Raw genomic sequence first — 18,626 nt, forward strand, 5'->3', positions numbered from 1 at the left:
CGGCGTGTCCTGTCACGCCGCTCCAGCAATTGCATCACCCGGCAATGCACATCTTGCCGAGGGCATGTTCAACCCCAGGAGATAGTCAATGGCTACGCCAATTGCAGCAGTGTCGTCATATGAAGAGTTCAATATCAACGTGCCGGAAAACGAGTTTCCTCAACACGGCATCGCTGCACGGGCAGCAGAAGCACTCGTCCTCAGTCAGGAATGGACCGACACGAACCCGATGCTGAACATGTCGTCGTTCGTCACGACCTTTGCTGAGCCTGAAGCGGTCGAGATCGCCAAGCGAAACATGTTCAAGAACTATATCGACCACGACATGTATCCGCAGCTTTTCGCCATGGAAACGCGCATGGTGAGATGGCTGCACCAGCTCTGGAACGGACCGGAGGGGGTCGAACCGTACGGCACCGCAACGGTCGGCTCATCGGAAGCGTGCATGCTCGCCGGTCTCGCCCACAAATGGAACTGGCGCCAGAAGCGGGAACGGGACGGCAAGGATGCCACACGCCCCAATATGGTAACGGGCGGCAACGTCCAGATCGTCTGGAAGAAGTTCCTGCGCTATTTCGACGTGGAACCGCGGATCGTTCCGCTCAAGCCCGGTAACTATCGACTAACGGCGGACGAACTGGAAAAGTACGTAGACGAAAATACGATCGCTGTCGTTGCCATCGCCGGGCAGACCTTCACCGGCGAGGACGACGACATCCAGGGGATTCACGACTGGCTCGACGCTTATGAAGCGAGGACAGGCATTTCGATTCCGATGCATATCGACGGCGCATCGGGCGGCTTCGTCAATCCGTTCCTGTATCCCGACTACCGCTGGGACTTCCGGCTGCCGCGCGTCCAGTCCATTAACGCATCGGGGCACAAGTACGGGCTCACGCCGCCGGGACTGGGCTGGGTGATCTTCCGTGAACGCAGCGTGTTCAACGAGGATCTCGTGTTCTACGTGAACTACCTCGGCGGCGAAATGCCGACGGCCACGCTGAATTTCAGCCGCAACGCCTTCCAGATCGCCGTTCAGTACTATCAGTTCCTGCGCCTGGGTTTCGACGGGTATCAGCGGATTATGCGTCAGACGTTGGACAACGCCATCGCCTTGCGTCAGACACTCGTCGACAGCGGCTATTTCACCATCATGAACGAGGAGCAGCGCATTCCGGTGGTGGCCGTCACGCTCGACAAGAGCGTCACGAAGTTCAACGAATTCGATGTGTCCAACAAGGTCCGTGAAAAGGGCTGGGTGCTTTCCGCGTATTCGATGCCGGCCAACGCCGAGGAAGTCAAGAGCCTGCGCGTGGTGGTCCGCCCGCACATCAATCACAATGTGGCGCAGATGCTGGCGCGTGACATCGTCAATGCGTGCAAGTACCTCGAGACTCACGGCGGCAGCGCGACCGCACCGAAGCTGCACCAGCACCTGCCGGAGAACAGGTCGCCGGCCAAGTGCTGAAGGGTCGCGCCGGAAATCTGCCTTCCACTGATTGCTCTTCCTTGGCGCCCCGGGCTCGGTTTCCTCGGGGCGCACTGCACTGGCACCAGGCCTCAGCGAGGCTTCAGTTCGACGGGCGCATCGGCGCGATAGCCACCGCCCAGCGCCTTCGTCAACGCGACCTCCTGACTGAGCACCTGCCCGTTCAGCGCGAGCAGTGCGACCTGCTCGACAATCACCGGTTGGCGCGCCTCGAGCGCCGCGAGCTGGCTGGTCAGTCCGCGCTGCCAGGACGCTTCGACACTGTCTCTCGTGAACGTCACCGATTCGATGCGCTGTTTTTGCAATTCGGTTTCGGCGTCGAGCGCCTGCAAACGGCTACCCGTCTGCGCGACATCGCGAACCGCATTGAGTACGGCCTGGTTGTACTGCTCGATCAACAGGTTGCTCCCCTGGCGCGCGCCGCTCAGGTTCGCATTAAGCATGCCGCCATCGAAGATCGGCAGGTACAGGCCCGGAATCAGGTTGATCTGGCGGCTTGCGTGCGTGAACAGATCGGCGAGATGCAAGGCGTTGTAGCCGAAAAACGCCTTGATGTCGAAACTCGGATAGAAGGCGGCCTTGGCAGAGTCGATCCGGTCGAAGGACGACTGCACATACCAGCGCATCGCCTGCAAGTCGGGGCGCCGGGCGAGAAGCTCATAGGAGAGCGTCGCCGGCAAGGCAGCCTGCGAGGCCGGCAGCGCAACGGGCATGATCTCCGGCAAGCCGTCGGGCCCCGCGCCCGCCAGCGCCCGCAGCGATTCCCGAAACTGCTTGATCTGCGCCTGCGTGGATACGATCTGCCGTTCGATGGCCAACTGCTGCGCACGGGCCTCTTCGAACTGCGTACGGGGCTCGAGGCCGCGCGCCGCACGCGCCTCGTGCGCCTGCACCGCAAACTGCGCGATCTCGTGTGATTCGTTCAATAGATCGATAAGCTCGTAATTCGTCTGGATACCAAAATAGATCTGCGCGACATCGGTCGATATTTCGAGTTCGACCGCCGATGTCTCCGCAAGCCTCGCGTTCGTCACGCCAATCGAAGCCGCAATCTGCGCGCGCTGTTTGCCCCAAATGTCGACGTTCAGGCTCGCGCCCAGTCCGACCACGCCCTCCGTGTACCATGGGCCCGTGAGACCCAACGCCGGTTCGTTCTGCGCGAACGGCCCAAGAAACCCGTTCGCCGAGACATGCTCGCGATTGAGCAGGGCCATCGCACTGACTTGCAGGCTCGATCCCGTCCTGACGAGGTCCACGTCCGACTTGGCCTGCGCCACGCGAGTGCGCGCGATCACCATCGTCGGGGCATTGGCGAGCGCATGGTCGATTAGCGCGTCGAGCTGCGCGTCGTTGTAGCGCGTCCACCAGCGGGCGGCGGGCCACCCGTCGCGCGCGAGATGAATATCGTTCGCGAGATTGATCTGCGTAGGCGGGATCTCGGTATGCGGCGGGCTGTCATGGCGAATTAGCGCGCAGCCCGGCAGCATAGACGCCATCCACGCGATGCACAGGCAGCGTCGGTGCCACGACACGCCTCGCCGATGCGCCCGCGCGATCATGATCGCAGGGCCTGTGACGATGGCGCCGCCGCGGGCTCCGGGAGGCCGGCGTTAGCAGCCCATTCCGGCAACCCCGCGACCTGCCGCGACAGGTTGTCCGCGGCCTCGATGAGCGGTGCGCTGGCCGCGAGCGCCGGTTCGACGGCTTGCGCAACGATCTCGATGCGTCGCGGTGCGCGGGCTGCCGGTGGGTTCGCCGCCAGTTCCTCCGCATATCGCGCAAGCTCGGCTGATGCCTGGTCCTGGGCCGAACGCACGGCGTCGGCGGTACCTGGGTCGGATAATTCGGCCCGCCCCGCCAGCGTACGCAACGCATCGCCCGCCAGCATGATCTCGCGCCCCTGTGCGAGAACGGTTTGCGCACGCAGCGTCAGTTGCGGCTGGTCCGTCTCCCGCCAGTCGGGCTCGAGAGCGACACGGGAGAGCGTCGCCTCGCAATCGGCCAGCACGGCCCACGTCTGCAATTGGCGTTGCGCATAGGGTAATTCGTCGTGCCCGGTCACACCGGTTTGCGGTGGGCGCAATTGAGCGGCGATCGCCCGCAGCATGGTGGCGAGCTTCTGCCGCAGCGCGTCGCCCTCGCCTTCCCGCCAGAACGCCATCTGCACGAAGGTCGCGACGCCAACGCCCAGCAGGATGCCCACCATGCGGTCTCGGATTTCCGTGAGATTGATGACTGGGCCGAATCGCGCGAGCAATGCCAGCGAAAAGGTGAACACCAGCTGGATGCCGGCGTAGCCGATTCGCTCCGAGCCGGCCGCAATCCACGCCCCGAACGCGATGACGGGCAGCGTCATCAGCAGCAGACCCGTTATTTCGTCGAGGCGCGGTACGACGAACACGACCATGAAAAGCGCGAGCGCGCTGCCGATCGCGGCCCCGGCGAGCCGCAGCAACGCACGCTGTGCCGATGCGCCGAGGCTTGGCAGCGCGACAATCAGGCAGGTCAGCATGATCGTATGGGCGCCTTGCCAGTCTGCGGCGTTGTAGAACACGTAACAGATCAACACCGCGAGCAGCGTCTTCAGTGAGAAGCGCGCATAGGCCGGGTTGGTCCACGCGTCGGGCGCGACCATCGGTTCGCTCGGAGCGGAAGCGCCTGGCGTCGTGCCGCTCGCGAAGAGTTCGGCGTAGGCGTGCAGCGCCCGCTGCAATTCCGTGGCTGCGGGCATCGTGTCGGCGGCCTTGCGTTCAACCACGGTGGTGGTGCTCACATAACGATACGGCTCGCCCAGCGCCACCGATTCGTCGAGCGCGCGCACGTTCGCTTGCAGTTCGCGAAGCATCTTCAGTTGTGCCGCCGACGCGCCTCGCCACTCTAGCGGCAGCTCGCTCGCCGCGCGATAAAGACGCGATACCGTCGCGATACATGCAAGCTGCGTCGCCTGATGCTCGCGATAGCGGGCGTCGCGCATCGTCGCGAACCGCAGCAGTTTTTGCAGCGTCAGCGCGCCTTGCTGGACGTCCGCCGACGTGAGGGGCGTAAGCGGCACATTGCTCGCGCCGCCCTCGATCAGCTGCACGAGCCGGACATCGAGCGCCTCGAGTTGCCGATGAATCTCCGCCTTGAGTTGCAACTGCGGTTCCGCGGGCAACAGCAGCGTATTGACCAGCAGCGTCAGCGCGATCGGATAGTTGACGGCCACCCACACCCACAATACTGCGCGGATCAGCAGGTCCGCCTGGTCGGTCCGGTCGACGAAGCTCTGCACGTAGATGACAACAATGGCGACAATGAAGAACACCACGCCGATTTTCAGCACGCGAATCAGGTACGCGCTGCAAAAGAACGCCAGACTCGCAATGACGATGCGCACCAAAGGATAGTCGTACGTGAACTTCAGCAGGAGGATCGACAGGCCGATGCCGAGCGTCGATCCGAGAATGAACATGATGCCGACGAGCCGCGTGAACACCACGTTCGACTGCGTGACGTAAAACACCACCAGCAGCGACAAGGCAAGCTCAGGCACTTCGAGCGCCATCGACACGACGATCACGATCGCGCTCGTCAGCATGCAGCGCAGCGTCACGTTCATCCGCCCGGGGAACGACGCTAGCTCCTGCTTCAAGAATGCGCCGGCATCGCGCAGCGTGTCGGGAAGGTAGTCGGCAGCGGCCATCCGTGCTCCTCAATGGCCTTCGCCGTGATTGCCGCGCCCAGGCCGCAACACGGCCACGGCTGACGTGCCGACGCGAAACAGCTCCGGGTTCGGATTGCCCACGAGGATCTTCACCGGAAAGCGTTGCGACACGTGCACCCAGTTCAGCGTGCGCTCGATGTGCGGCAGACCGCCAGGCAGGGCAAGGCCGGCCTCATCCGAAGCGATGCCGTAGCCGATCGAGTCGACTACGCCGTCAAAGCGCTGCCCGGTGTCGCTCATCAGGTAGACGGTGGCGGGCGTGCCTGCGCGCACATCCTTCAGTTCCGTCTCGCGAAAGTTCGCGACTACATACCAGTGGCGCGTGTCGATCAACGTAAAGACCGGTTTGAGTGTGGAAGCGAACTGCCCCGTCGATGTCTTCAGCGAGACAACGCGTCCGTCGAATGGTGCGCGCACCGTTGCATATTCGAGGTGCAGTTCGGCAATCGCGATCTCGGCCATGATGACGGCACGCTGCGCGACCAGCGCGTCCACCCCGCTCACCGCCGCTGCCGCCTGCTGGGCCTGTAGCTGCGCGGCGCTGAGTTCGGCCTCGGTTGCGCGCTGCGCCGTGCGTGCGCGGTCGACATCTTCTGCCGACACATAGCCGTGCGAGAGCAGCGGCTCCATCCTGCGCAAGGTGTCGGACGCCTGATTCGCCGCGGCACGGGAGCGTTCGACAGCCGCGCGCACCGACTGTGCGTTGTACTGCTGCGCGTTGACCGTGCGTTGAGTCAGCTCGATCTGACGATCGAGCGCGACGAGCGATGCCTTGCCTCTCGCCAGCGCATCCTCGTACGGGCGTGGATCGATGCGAAACAGCAGATCTCCCTGCTTTACCGCCTGATTGTCGCGCACCGCCAGTTCGACGATGCGGCCGTTGACCTCGGGCACGACGTCGATGGTATCCGCATAAGCATAGGCATCGTCGGTGCGAGGTGAGCGGTCCAGCAGCCGGATCACGAGAAAGAGCAGCAACAGCGTCGCCACGACCAGGAGGACCGCCGGCCACGCCTTCTTCCCGGTCTTGCTCGCACCTGTCGCCATTAGCTCACCTGAAGCGGATTCAATATTGGAACAACGCCAGCCAGAGGGCGAGTGACAGGAATGCGACCAGCGTGGGATACACCACGGCGGAGGGCGCCAGCAGGTGGTCCACCCCGAAGCGCTTCCGAACCAGATAGACGACGACCGTCAGCACGACGCCCGCGACAATGCAAAACAGCCAGTCGGGAAAGTACGCGCCGAGCACGTTGAGCGACGGCGAGTAGTTTGCGCACCCTGAAACGGAAATCGTTGCTATCACGGCGGCGCCAATTGGACGCTTCGGATCTCCGCCCGTGGTGAGTGGCATATGTCACTCCGCCTGCCAACCGGATTTCGCCCCCGGCAGTTGCGCGCCAACGTGTGACAAGGCGTCCCCTGTTCGCAAGGCTGCATAGGTTGCCACGAAACGGTGCGCGTCATGTCTTAGCAGCGCAGCCTCGACGGCACCAAAAGCGCGCTCCATTTCTGAACGTCCTGCAGGCGTGGAATAGCCGCTCTCGATGATGTGAGTCGCCTCTCCCTTCAATCGGCAGATGAGGCTGGCGGCGCACCGGCTGTCGAGCGTCCCGTCGAGAACGGATACTTCGATCGCGGTGACGAGTGCCGCCAGCGCAACGTCGGATGACCCATCGGCACTGCTGTTATCCACCGAACCTTGCGACTCATTCATACGATTCTCCTCATGGCCAATCACGCGCAAGCGGCGATATGCAATGTCTTCATTGCGCAGCTTTTGTTATGGACGATTTTCCAGCGCCGTCCTGCAGTGGATCGCACGCGTTATCGTCGTTCGCGCGCGCGAGGGGCGGCCGTGGTGACAGGTCTTCGTCGCACGCTGCTTTCGTATCCTTTGGTGTCCATGCAGTGCGATATATCTCGACGACGTAGTCGCGGGCGTCGCACTGCTCGTGGAACAATCGTTCATGGAATCCTCGGTGTCGTTCGTGCGTCGACATTTCCAGAATCCAGCACACTGCCAGGACAAGCAGCGCCCATACGAATCGCTCGGTAGGTCTCATTCCAAACGCCCCTGACCTGTCAGAGCGACGGGACCCGCCTGCCATTCTCATGGGGCGGCGAACAGGCAAAAACCAGAAAAACGAGCTTGCCTCCGCAGTCGACCAGCGAGATCAGCGGAATCCACAGCGAATCGCCGAACGCAAGCGGAAGCCTGGAGCCGAGTGCCAGAATGCTGACGCCGCAGATAAACGCAAAAATTTCGCGAGCAAAGCGGACATTCATGACCACGGCGAGTCCGGCGATCCCCACGATAAGGTTGGTGGCAATGGCGGAAGCAAAGTCCCAGTTGCCATATCCCGTGACGAAGTCCAGCGCCGTCTCCACCAATGTCCACCAGCAGATCAGCAGCGTCGCGATCGTGAAGGCGTGACCCGCAGGCGGCTGGGCTCCACCGTGCACCACGTGCCCCGAAGTCGCCTGAATTAGGGATCCAAAATCATTTTCGGCTTGCCTGAACATTTCCCGCCTCTTCGCGTCGCACCTTCGTTCTCGAGCCGGCGCCAGTGATTGGGGCATCGAACACGAGCCGCGAAACCGTACCGTCCATGCTTGCAAGGTAGCCCGGCAACGCGAAGAAATCTATTGTACGAACGTGTCGGTGGCCCTGACTCGCTGTTTGTCCGACTCATCCTTTGGTATAGGGGCCGGCGCAGAACACGAACGAACGGGGGAAACAGCGCTTATCGGGCACACGCATTTTTCATGAGGTGCCTGCCTCAGAGTCCGCACCCTGGCGCAGTTTCAGCAGGTCAAGCAGCATGCGCTCGCATTGCGCCGTAAGGTCGCCAACAGACTGGCCCGCTGCCTCGCGCCGCGCACCGTCGATGATCGCCTGCTGCATGTTCGGCGTCAGTTCGGGCGACCCCAGCACTTTCCACCATGCGGTCATCGGTCCGGTGAACTGATCGAGAAAGTTCTCGATGCCGCCTTTCCCGCCGCCGAGATGAAACAGCATGGTCGGTCCCATCAATCCCCATCGCATTCCGGGGCCATGACACACCGCGGTATCGGCATCCGCCACACTCACCACGCCCTCTGCCACGAGATGCACCATCTCCCGCCACAATGCTGCCTGTAGCCGGTTCGCCACAAGACCAGGCACCTCCTTGCGAACACGGATCGTGCGCTTGCCGAGCGACGTATAGAAGGCCGTGACCTTGTTGACGGTCTCCTCTGACGTCTGTTCGCCTGCAACGATCTCGACGAGCGGAATGAGATGCGGCAGATTAAACGGATGCCCGATCACGCAGCGTTGTGGATACGACTTGCAACCCACCTGGATGTTGCTCATCGTGAGGCCGGAGGAACTCGAAGCGATGGGTACGTCCGGTGGAAGGAGAACGTCCAGCCCTTCATATATCGCGCGCTTCAAGTCGATCCGTTCGGGACCATTTTCCTGGACGAAGCCAACGTCCGCCACGGCGCCCTGCAAGTCGCGCGTGAAGGTCAGACGGGAGCGCGAGGCTCGGAGCGCGAGGCCAAGCGCTTCGAGCGCCGGCCACGCCGCGTCGACATAGTGCCGCAAGCGCTGCTCGGCGTCGGGCCCCTGGTCGACTGCGACGACGTCGAGTCCTTTCGCGAGAAATAATGCGGTCCAACTCGCGCCGACCACGCCCGTGCCAATCACCGCAACACGGTTGATTTGCTTCGTCACCGAGACGTTCCTTATAGTCAGATGTGCAATGCACGGCGTCACGAACGCGAGGGACCCCGTTGTCGCTCGAACGCCATGCTGGCGGCCAGCCTGGGTATTCAGGCAGAAGTTAAATTAATCTACCAATGTCAAGACCGCGAAACATTGGAGAATCCAACGAGAGTCTTTGTGCATTTCGACAATCGCGTCCCGCCGAAGCTGAACGGCTGCGAATTGACACGCAGGAAGGGGAAATTGAACGGTCGTACGGCACATCGCTACGATCGGAGAGCGCCGGCACACGCCCATTATTGATGTGAACGGACCCTAGGGGGCGCAGTTCGGCAGCACGAACTGAAAGACTGCGCCATGCGGCGCATTCGGCCTCGCCCACAGATGGCCGCCGTGGGCTTCGACGATCGACTTGCAAATCGATAGTCCCATGCCCATACCGACGAGCTTCGTCGTAAAGAACGGCTCGAACAGCCGGTCGGACGTCGCCGGGTCGAGCCCTGCGCCGGTGTCTTGCACGGCAACGCGGATACCGCCCATTTCCGCGGCCTGTGACGTGATCGTGAGCGCTTTCGGGTCGGGAGTCGCTGCGGCCATCGCTTCGATCCCATTCATGATCAGGTTGAGCAGCACCTGCTGCAGTTGCACCGGGTCGCCAAATACGAAACCGACGTCCGGCGCCAGGTCGGTGCGAAGCGCCACGCCCTGCTCTTGCAATTCGACCCGGGTCAGCGCCAGCACGTCCGCGATGGCGTCGTTGATGTCGACCTTCGTCAGTTGCGGCCCCGACTTCGATACGAGCGCGCGCAAACCGCGGATCACGTCGCCCGCGCGGTGGGCGTCCTGAACGATGCGGGCCATCGCGCCGCGCATGCTAGCGAGATCGGGATTCTCGCGGTTGAGCCAGTTCATGCATGCTGTGCCGTTGGCGGAGATCGCACCCAGCGGCTGATTGATTTCGTGGGCAATCGAAGCGACCAGCTGGCCCATGGTCGTCAGGCGGGCGATGCGCGAGAGTTCCGTTTGCGCATCTCTTAGCGCCTCCTCCGCACGCTTGCGCTCCGTGATGTCCATTACGGTGCCGATGAATTCCAGTGCCCCAGATGCCGTGACATCGGGCTGCCCCACCACTTGCAGATATCTGACGGCACCGCCCGGGAGTTCGATGTGATGCTCGTGCCGGAACCGCCGTCTTTCGCGTACCGCGCCTTCAAGCACCCGCTCGAACGACGTTCGTTCTTCAGGACGGATGCGCCCCAGGAACGACTCATATGACGCCTGCGCCTTCGTTTCGAACCCGAAGATGCGCCGCAGCTCTTCCGAAGACGAAACATCGCCGGTTTCGGGCCGCCACCGCCAGCTGCCGGTGTGGCTTATCTTCTGTGCCTCGTTGAGCGATGCCTCGCTCGCTCTGAGCGCTTCTTCGGCATCGCGCCGATCCGCGTTTTCGTGAACCAGCTCGGCGTAGAGACGCGCGTTTTCCAGCGAGATCGCCGCCTGCGACGAAAGGAGTTCCAGCACCGCGATCCGGGCGGCCGGAAAAGCATGCGAGGCGAGACTGTTCTCGAGGTACAGCATGCCGATCAGCTCGGCCTGCTTGATCAGCGGCAGGCACAGGATGGAGCGCACGGGTTTGTGACTGAAGTACGCGTCGGCGGGCTGGGCGCCGAGTGTTCGCACGTCGTCGAGAATCGCGGGCTGCTTGCTGCGCGCGACCTGATCGAGGATGGATACCGCCGCCTGCGCCGACCTGACCGCCGCCCGCACGATGTGCACCCGCACGGCCCCCCGATCGACACTCGCTTCGGCTTCGACGCGAAGTTTCCCCTCCTGGGGGAAAACCAGCAGCCCGTAGTCTGCTCCAGCGTGCTCGACGGCCAGCACCATCAGTGTTTCGATCAGCTTGTCGCTAACGATCTCGCTGGCTATGGCTTGAGACATCCTGACGACGGTACCAAGATCGATCTGCTCGGTCGAAGCTTCGATTGTCGGCAGCAACGCGGCCGGCGCACGCTCGCGCGATTCAGGGTGCCGCTCTTCGAACTGGGCAGCGAGCGCGAGACCGGGGCCGCGCTGACCAGAATCGAGCGTTTCGAGCTGGCCGGCGGCCTCCCATGCTGCGAGGCACTTTCTAAGGTCTGCCTCCACCCCAGCGGCAGTTTGATAGCGCTCCTCGGCAGTCTTTGCCAGGAGCTTCATCAACACGCTCGAAATCTGCAGGGGTACCCCGGTCGGAACGTCGCTGGGCGAAATGAGCTGGCGCGCGACGTGGCAATCGATCAATTCGATCGGATCCTTCGTGACGAACGGCAGCGCACCGGTCAGGATTTCATAAAGCGTGACGCCCAACGCGTAGAGATCGCTGCGCGAATCGACGCAGCGGTTCATCCGGCCCGTCTGCTCGGGCGCCATATAGGCGGCCGTTCCAGCAATGATTTCTGGCCGGTCAGGAAGCCGATGCTCACGCGGATGCCGCAAAGCGATGCTGAACCCGGTCAGCCAGGCGTGGCCACGGACCATGTCCACGACGACGTTCGCGGGCCTGATGTCGAGGTGCATCAGCCCTCGCTCATGCATGCGGTCAAGCGCCTGTGCGAGCGCGATCCCAACACGCAGAAAGCTTGGAATGTCCAACGAATGACCGACGAGACAATCAAGCGGCTCCCCGCCCGGGTCCTCGAGCACAAGCGTCGTACTGCCTTCGAAGTGCAACAGCGCGATAGGCCGCGCCGCCCAGTCGGAGCAGAGCTCGGATTCGAGCGAATATTCATGCTCTAGCCGTTTGACCAGCTCCGCACGCTCTGACGCGGCCGGCGTGACGAGCAAAATAGGATTCAGCCCGTCGCGAGTGCCGCGGCGCAGCGTGTACTCGCCGGTCCGCAGCGTGGTCAACCGATAAGTAGAGAGATCTACCATGTAGAACGCACCCCGGGCCGAAGACATCGTCGCTCAGGCTTCTGGCTCGACCCCCAAGGCCGCCGCCATCCTGACAAGCTCCGCCACGGAGCGTGCCGCCATCTTTTTCATCACCTGCGCCCTATGGATCTTCACCGTCACTTCCCTGACGTCCATCTCGGAGGCGATCTGCTTGTTCAGCAAACCCGCTATGACGTAACCCATGACTTCTCGCTCGCGCAACGAAAGTAATTCGTAAGCGTTGCGAAGTGATGCCACCGATTGTTCCGCGACGAGCCGTTCATGGTCGCGCGCCAGTGCCTGGACAACAGCATCCAGCATGTCCTGCTCACGAAATGGCTTGGTGAAAAAGTCCAGCGCTCCAGCTTTCATTGCCCTGACCGACATCGGAACATCGCCGTACCCCGTCATGAACAGAACCGGCATGCGCAGGCCGCTCTTTGCGCCCTCCTGCTGGAAGGCAAGGCCGCTTTCGCCACGTAATCTGACGTCGAGAATCAGGCAGGAAGGGATGTCGGCCTTGGGGAACGCGAGAAATTCCCGGGGCGAGGCGAAAGTCTCGACATGCAGGCCGAAGGAATCCAGCAGGTTCGTCAGCGCGATGCGCATCGACTCATCGTCGTCGATGACATAGACCACCGATTGTGCGCCCCCGCTCGTCCCGGCGATCGAAGTCGAAAACGGTATCGCACTCATCTTCTTTCTCCATGTGGGAACGCTGCCTGGTGAGTCCGCTACAACTAACCGGATGCCATACTGCGCCACCCCATAGCGATCAACATCGGCTGACACCGTGGTCCTACTGTGTTCGAGCTTGTGTCGTCTGGTAGAGAAATTTGCTTTAACGCCCCGGATCTTATCCAATAAATGCACGCAACAGCAACGCTTAAGTATAGTGCCGTCCGAAAAACCGAAGGAAAGGCCGGGCCGGGCACCAGGTCCCAGCGCGGCAATGAATTCCTTAGTCGCTTAACAACGCTTACAGAGCCGCGCGCAAAGTTGGGCGCCGTTAAGGGCGAGCGCTTGAACAATCAGTTATGCGATATTTAAACCTGCCTGGCGGCCGTAAAGGTTCTAAATCCGAAAGCAACGCTTTCGCCAAGAGTACGATTGCAGAATGATTGACATCACTGACGACGGCGATCCGGTGGTATAGATCATCCGCAGCCCAATAGTCATACGATCCCAGGATGGGGCGCATCGGCTTGGGTAGCCACTTCCGACTCCAGCGAGGCCAGACCACCTGACACGGGAGGGAGCGAGTTGAGTGTCTCATTCGGTTCGGTTGATATCGATACGAGCGATCCCCTTCAGTTCGTGTGGGAAGACGGCGAGTGCGCGTTCTACCGGGGATCGCGAGTCAGCGCGGATGGCATCCGCGAGTCCGTGCTGATAGTGCGGCCTGCGGACCCTCATCCGAGTCAGGCTGTCGTCGATCGCCTTGCGCATGAGTACGCGCTCGCGGACGAACTCGACGAAGCGGCGGCGGTGCGGCCGCTCATGCTGCTGCGCGAACATGGTCACGTTGCGCTCGTGCTCGAGGATCCTGGCGGCGAACCGCTCGAGCGGTTCACCTCGCCAATGGACACGAAAGACTTTCTTCGGATCGCCATCGGCATTGTCATCGCCTTGGGCAAGCTTCACGCGCGGGGGCTCGTCCACAAGGACGTGAAGCCAGCCCACATCGTCGTGAATCACGCGACCGGCGTGGCAAGGTTGACGGGCTTCGGCATCGCTATGCAACTACCGCGCGAGCATCAAACGCCGAAGCCGCCCGAGTTCATAGAGGGGACCCTCGCCTACATGGCGCCTGAGCAGACCGGACGAATGAACCGGTCGGTCGATTCGCGTAGCGACCTTTACTCGTTGGGTGTGACCTACTACAGGATGTTGACGGGCGTCTTGCCGTTCAGCGCGTCCGACCCGATGGAATGGGTGCACTGCCATATCGCGCGGCAGCCGGTGCCTCCAGCTGAGCTCGACAGGACGATACCGGGGCCAGTTTCGGCGATCGTCATGAAGCTGCTCGCCAAGTCGGCTGAAGACAGGTACCAGACTGCGTTCGGCGTCGAGCACGATTTGCGCTGTTGTCTGGTCCAGTGGGAAACCGCGAAACTCATCGACGACTTCCTGCTCGGCGTGTGCGATACACCCGACCGGCTTTTGATCCCCGAGAAGCTGTACGGCCGGGCGCGCGAACTCGATACGTTGCTGCGCACTTTCGATCGCGTGAGCGGCGGCAAAGCGGAGCTAGTGCTCCTCACCGGCCACTCAGGCATCGGCAAGTCGGCTCTCGTACACGAATTGCAGAAGGAGCTCGGCTCTTCGCGAGGCATCTTCGCCGCTGGGAAGTGCGATCGATACAAGCGTGATATCCCCTACGCGACGTTGGCGCAGGCGTTGCAGGGCCTGATTCGGCCGCTCCTCGGTAGCCGGGAAGCCGAGCTGGGCCGCTGGCGTGCCGCGCTTTGCGCAGCACTCGATCCGGGCGGGGCCTTGATCCTGAACCTGGTGCCGGCGCTCGCTACCGTGATCGGCGAACAGACACCGGTCCCCGAGCTTCCCCCCGAAGATGCACAACGCCGCTTTCAGCTCATGTTCCGGCGCTTCATTCAGGTCTTCGCCACGCCTGAACATCCGCTCGTGCTATTTCTCGACGATCTCCAGTGGCTCGATGCGGCGACGCTCGATCTGCTCGATTTCCTGTTGACACGATCGGACTTGCAGCACTTTCTGTTGATTGGTGCCTACCGCGATAACGAAGTGGATGCGACTGATGAGCTCACGGGCAAGCTCGCTGCAATCCATGGGATGGGCGCGGCCGTGCATGAAATCAGGCTCGAGCCGCTGATGCCCGACACGCTTGGGCAATTGATCGCCGATTCAATGCGCTGCGCACCGGAGCGCGCGGCACCGCTTGCGCGTTTGCTACAAGAGAAGACCGGCGGCAACCCTTTCTTCACGCTCCAGTTTCTCGTGGCGCTCGTCGACGAGGGCTTGCTCAGCTTCGATCATGCGCTCGGGTGCTGGTCATGGGATCTGCGCCAAATCGCCGCCATGGGCCATACGGAAAACGTCGTCGAGCTCATGGTCGGGAAGCTCAGCCGCCTGCCCGCCAGAACCCTGAAAACCCTTCAGTTACTCGCATGCCTCGGCAACATCGCCGAAGCGGCCACACTTGCAACCGTGTTCGAGAGCTCGGAGCGAACGATCAGCGCCAACCTGTGGGAGGCGGTCCGCCAACAGTTGATCATCCGTCAGGAGGGCGCCTACCGGTTTGCTCATGACCGGATATTGGAGGCAGCTTATTCGCTGATTCCAGTCGCAAGCCGGGCAGGCATGCACCTGCGCATTGGGCGGCTGCTCGCGGCTCGACTTGCACCGGCGAAAAGGGAGCAGTCGGTCTTCGATATTGTCAGCCAGTTCGATCGTGCGAATGCACTGATCGTGACACCAGAGGAGCGTCAACTGGTCGCCGAGCTGAACCTGCTCGCCGGCAAGTACGCCATGATGTCGGCGGCCTACGCGTCAGCGCTCAATTACCTCAAGGCAGGCGCGGAGCTGCTGATGGAAGACGGTTGGGCGCGCCAGCATCGACTCGCCTTCTCCCTCGCCATTCACCGCGCCGAATGCGAAATGTTGACGGGCCATCTGAAGTCAGCCGAAAACCATCTGGCGATGTTGTCGACACGCGCTGCCGATAACATCGAACGGGCGATGGTCACAAGCCAGCAAGCCGATGTCTACGTCATGCTCGGCCAGAGTGATCGCAGCGTCGCCGCCGCACTCGATTATCTGCGTCATGAGGGCGTCGACTGCTCAGCGCATCCAACCGAAGCGCAGGTGCAAGTCGAATACGCGCGGATCTGGACATCGCTAGGAAAGCGCACGATCGAGGAACTCGTCGACTTGCCCGTGATGAGCGACGCTGCGAGCATTGCCTCCTTTGACGTACTGACCAGGCTCTTTCCAGCCGCGCTGTTTACAGACATCCACCTCTACGCCCTGTTGATCTGTCGAGCGGTCAATCTTAGCCTCGATCGCGGCATTTGCGATGCGTCGTGCGCCGCCTACGTACGGCTCGGTCTGATAGCCGGTTTCTATTTCGGCGACTATCCGGCCGGATTCCGATTTGCGCGGCTCGGCTATGAACTGGTCGAACGACGCGCGATGAAACACTTTCAGGCGCGGACGTATGAGACGTTCGGTCTCGTCGCGCAATGGACGAATCCTGTCCGAATGGCCCGTGAACCTCTGCATCGCGCCATGGACGTTGCCAGCCAGATCGGCGATTGCACTTATGCGGCATACAGCTGTGCCCACCTCAACACCAATCTTCTGCTAGCTGGCGATCCACTCGTCGAGGTGCAACGTGGCGCCGAACATGGCCTCGATTTCGCGCGAGCGGTTCGATTCGGATTTGGCGCGGATCTCATCACGCCGCAGCGTCAGCTTGTCAGGACGCTTCGGGGACTCACGCAGAAGTTCGGATCGTTCGATGATAACCAGTTCAATGAACACCAGTTCGAGCTGAATTTTTCCAGCAAGCCGGCTTTAGCGGCGGTGGCATGCTGGTATTGGATTCGAAAGCTCCAGGCCCGCTTCTTTGCGGGCGACTATCGGATAGCCCTCGAGGCATCATCGAAGGCTGAACCTGTTCTGACGAAGCATTTCGGATCGCTCGAGATAGTGGAATATCACTTTTTCGACGCCCTTTCGCGCGCTGCGATCTGCGAGATGGAGTCACCGCTTCAGCGCAGGCAGCATCTGGACGCGATGGCAGTCGATCACAGAAAACTACAGGCATGGGCCGCGAATTGCCCGGAAAATTTCGAAAGCCGAAGAGCATTGGTGGCGGCCGAAATTGCGCGCCTCGACGGCACGGAACTCGAAGAAACGATGCGCCTTTACGAGTTGGCGATCCGCTCGGCACGCGAAAGCGGGTTCGTCCATAACGAAGCGCTCGCCTGCGAAACGGCAGCACAATTCTACGCAGCACGCGGGTTCGAAGCAGTCGCGCGTCTGCATATGCGCGAGGCCCGTTCGGGTTATCTTCGCTGGGGTGCCGATGCAAAAGTGCGGCAACTCGATGAGCGATTCCCGCAGTTCCTCGCGGAGGAATCGGGCGTGCGCCCGGCGATCACGATCGGCGCACCTGCGGAGCACCTCGATCTGTCCGCCGTCATCAAGGTCTCGCAGGCCGTTTTCGGCGAGGTCGTTCCAGAACGTCTGATCGATACGTTGTTGCGCCATGCGATCGAATATGCGGGTGCCGCGCGCGGCCTCCTGATCACACCGCGAGACGGTGAATTACAGGCCGAGGCAGAAGCTTTCGCTGGCAGCGACATGGTCGTCGCGCAGCCGCGATCCGGCGCTGCGCTGCCGGAATCCATCGTCCATTACGTCGCGCGAACCCGTGAAACCGTGATCCTTGCCGATGCATCGGCTCGGAACCCGTTTTCCTCCGACCCGTATATCGCCCTGTTTCGCGCACGGTCCATACTTTGCCTTCCGCTGATCAACGGCGCCAAACTGCTCGGCGTGCTGTACCTCGAAAACAATCTCGCGTCCCACGTGTTTACCGCAGCGCGGATCGCCATGCTGAAACTGCTGGCATCTCAAGCGGCCATTTCGCTCGAAAATTCCCGGCTGTATCTCGACCTGGCGGAACGCGAAGCAAAGATCCGGCGCCTCGTCGAGGCCAACATCATCGGGATCTTCATTTGGCGGTTTGATGGCCAGATCGTCGAGGCCAACGATGCGTTTCTTCAGATGGTAGGCTATGACCGGACCGATATCGTTGCGGGCCGGGTCAAACGGGAAGACCTCAGCCCACCCGAATGGCGCGAGCGCGATTTGCGCACGCTCGTCGAGCTGAAGACGGCCGGCATCGTCCAACCCTTCGAAAAGGAATACACCCGTAAGGATGGCCTACGGGTGCCGATCCTGATCGGCTTTGCCGCTTTTTGCGAGCACTCCGACGAGGGCGTAGCCTTCGTCATCGATCTGACTGAGCGCAAGCGTGCCGAGACCGAAACACGCGAAGCCGAACAGCGCTATCGCGAGATGCAATCTTCGCTCGCGCGTGCGAACCGCCTGGCGACGGTCGGCCAGCTCACCGCCTCGATCGCCCACGAAATCAAGCAGCCGATCGCCGCGTCGGCCATTAACGCGCAGGCGGCCATGCGGTGGCTGCGCTCCGAGCCGCCGCGGCTGAGAGAGGCAAAGCAGGCGCTCGATCGAGTCGTCGCCGATGCCATACGGGCGGGGGACGTACTCTCCCGTATCCGCGAACTCGTCACGAAGGCCCCCCAGCACAAAGATACCCTGCGAATCAGCGAAGCCATCGTCGAGGTCGTCGAACTGAGCCGTGGCGATCTGACGGAGAACGACGTATCGGTGCAACTGGCATTTTCGGAAAACTTGCCGATGGTCCGTGGAGACCGCGTTCAATTGCAACAGGTGATGCTCAATCTGATACTCAACGCTCTCGAAGCGATGACGAGCGAGACCGGCGCGCCGCGCGAACTGCTGATCGAGACCTCGCCGAACGGGTCAGGCGGCGTACGCGTCACGGTGCGGGATTCGGGGCCCGGCATCGCACCGGAAAATATCGAGCGAATCTTCGACCCGTTCTACACCACCAAGTCAGGCGGCATGGGTATGGGGCTGTCGATCTGCCGATCGATCGTCGAGGCACACGGGGGACGCATGTGGGCAGACGCGAACACGTCTAGCGGCAGCGTCTTTCAAATCGTACTTCCGACCAACGACGCGGAAGATATCGCGGACTGAGCTTCGGGACC

Annotated in this window: 11 protein-coding genes; 2 read left to right on the top strand and 9 right to left on the bottom strand. The window is 61.8% G+C overall.

From position 1 onward, the window contains the following. Positions 1–88: 88 nt before the first annotated feature. A complete protein-coding gene (locus tag AB3X96_RS23180; protein WP_342920792.1) occupies positions 89–1,468 on the top strand; it encodes a glutamate decarboxylase in 1,380 nt (459 codons plus the stop codon). Between the two features lie 92 nt (positions 1,469–1,560). Here AB3X96_RS23180 and AB3X96_RS23185 read toward each other — a convergent pair whose 3' ends face one another. The 9 genes from AB3X96_RS23185 to AB3X96_RS23225 all read right to left on the bottom strand — a co-directional run bounded on the left by AB3X96_RS23185 (position 1,561) and on the right by AB3X96_RS23225 (position 12,516). Next, positions 1,561–2,985, bottom strand: coding sequence for an MdtP family multidrug efflux transporter outer membrane subunit (locus AB3X96_RS23185; RefSeq protein WP_368591558.1), 1,425 nt, complete (start codon positions 2,983–2,985; stop codon positions 1,561–1,563). A gap of 59 nt (positions 2,986–3,044) precedes the next feature. Then, complete coding sequence (locus AB3X96_RS23190; RefSeq protein WP_368591559.1) at positions 3,045–5,171, bottom strand: FUSC family protein; 2,127 nt, start codon at positions 5,169–5,171, stop codon at positions 3,045–3,047. A gap of 9 nt (positions 5,172–5,180) precedes the next feature. Beyond that, the gene (gene mdtN / locus AB3X96_RS23195; RefSeq protein WP_368591560.1) at positions 5,181–6,239 is read right to left on the bottom strand and encodes a multidrug transporter subunit MdtN; all 1,059 of its coding nucleotides are present in this window, start codon (positions 6,237–6,239) and stop codon (positions 5,181–5,183) included. Between the two features lie 19 nt (positions 6,240–6,258). After that, positions 6,259–6,546: a YtcA family lipoprotein gene (locus AB3X96_RS23200; RefSeq protein WP_176123046.1), complete on the bottom strand. Its 288-nt coding sequence runs from the start codon at positions 6,544–6,546 to the stop codon at positions 6,259–6,261. Between the two features lie 3 nt (positions 6,547–6,549). Next, positions 6,550–6,909: a hypothetical protein gene (locus tag AB3X96_RS23205; protein ID WP_368591561.1), complete on the bottom strand. Its 360-nt coding sequence runs from the start codon at positions 6,907–6,909 to the stop codon at positions 6,550–6,552. A 368-nt stretch (positions 6,910–7,277) separates the two neighbouring features. Next, positions 7,278–7,718 carry a hypothetical protein gene (locus tag AB3X96_RS23210; protein ID WP_368591562.1) on the bottom strand — a complete coding sequence of 147 codons (441 nt, stop codon included), beginning with the start codon at positions 7,716–7,718 and terminating at the stop codon, positions 7,278–7,280. A gap of 241 nt (positions 7,719–7,959) precedes the next feature. After that, positions 7,960–8,913 (bottom strand): 3-hydroxyacyl-CoA dehydrogenase NAD-binding domain-containing protein, encoded by a 954-nt coding sequence (locus AB3X96_RS23215; RefSeq protein ID WP_368591563.1) that lies wholly within the window; start codon positions 8,911–8,913, stop codon positions 7,960–7,962. 306 nt (positions 8,914–9,219) lie between these two features. Further along, complete coding sequence (locus AB3X96_RS23220; protein ID WP_368591564.1) at positions 9,220–11,820, bottom strand: ATP-binding protein; 2,601 nt, start codon at positions 11,818–11,820, stop codon at positions 9,220–9,222. Between the two features lie 33 nt (positions 11,821–11,853). After that, entirely contained in the window at positions 11,854–12,516 is a 663-nt protein-coding gene (locus AB3X96_RS23225) for a response regulator transcription factor (RefSeq protein WP_368591565.1), read from the bottom strand. A gap of 621 nt (positions 12,517–13,137) precedes the next feature. On the opposite strand from AB3X96_RS23225, the gene AB3X96_RS23230 reads away from it, so the two are divergent. Beyond that, positions 13,138–18,615 (top strand): AAA family ATPase, encoded by a 5,478-nt coding sequence (locus AB3X96_RS23230; protein WP_368591566.1) that lies wholly within the window; start codon positions 13,138–13,140, stop codon positions 18,613–18,615. Positions 18,616–18,626: the final 11 nt, after the last annotated feature.

The sequence above is a fragment of the Paraburkholderia sp. BR13439 genome (assembly GCF_040948805.1).
GTDB classification, from domain to species: Bacteria; Pseudomonadota; Gammaproteobacteria; order Burkholderiales; family Burkholderiaceae; genus Paraburkholderia; species Paraburkholderia youngii.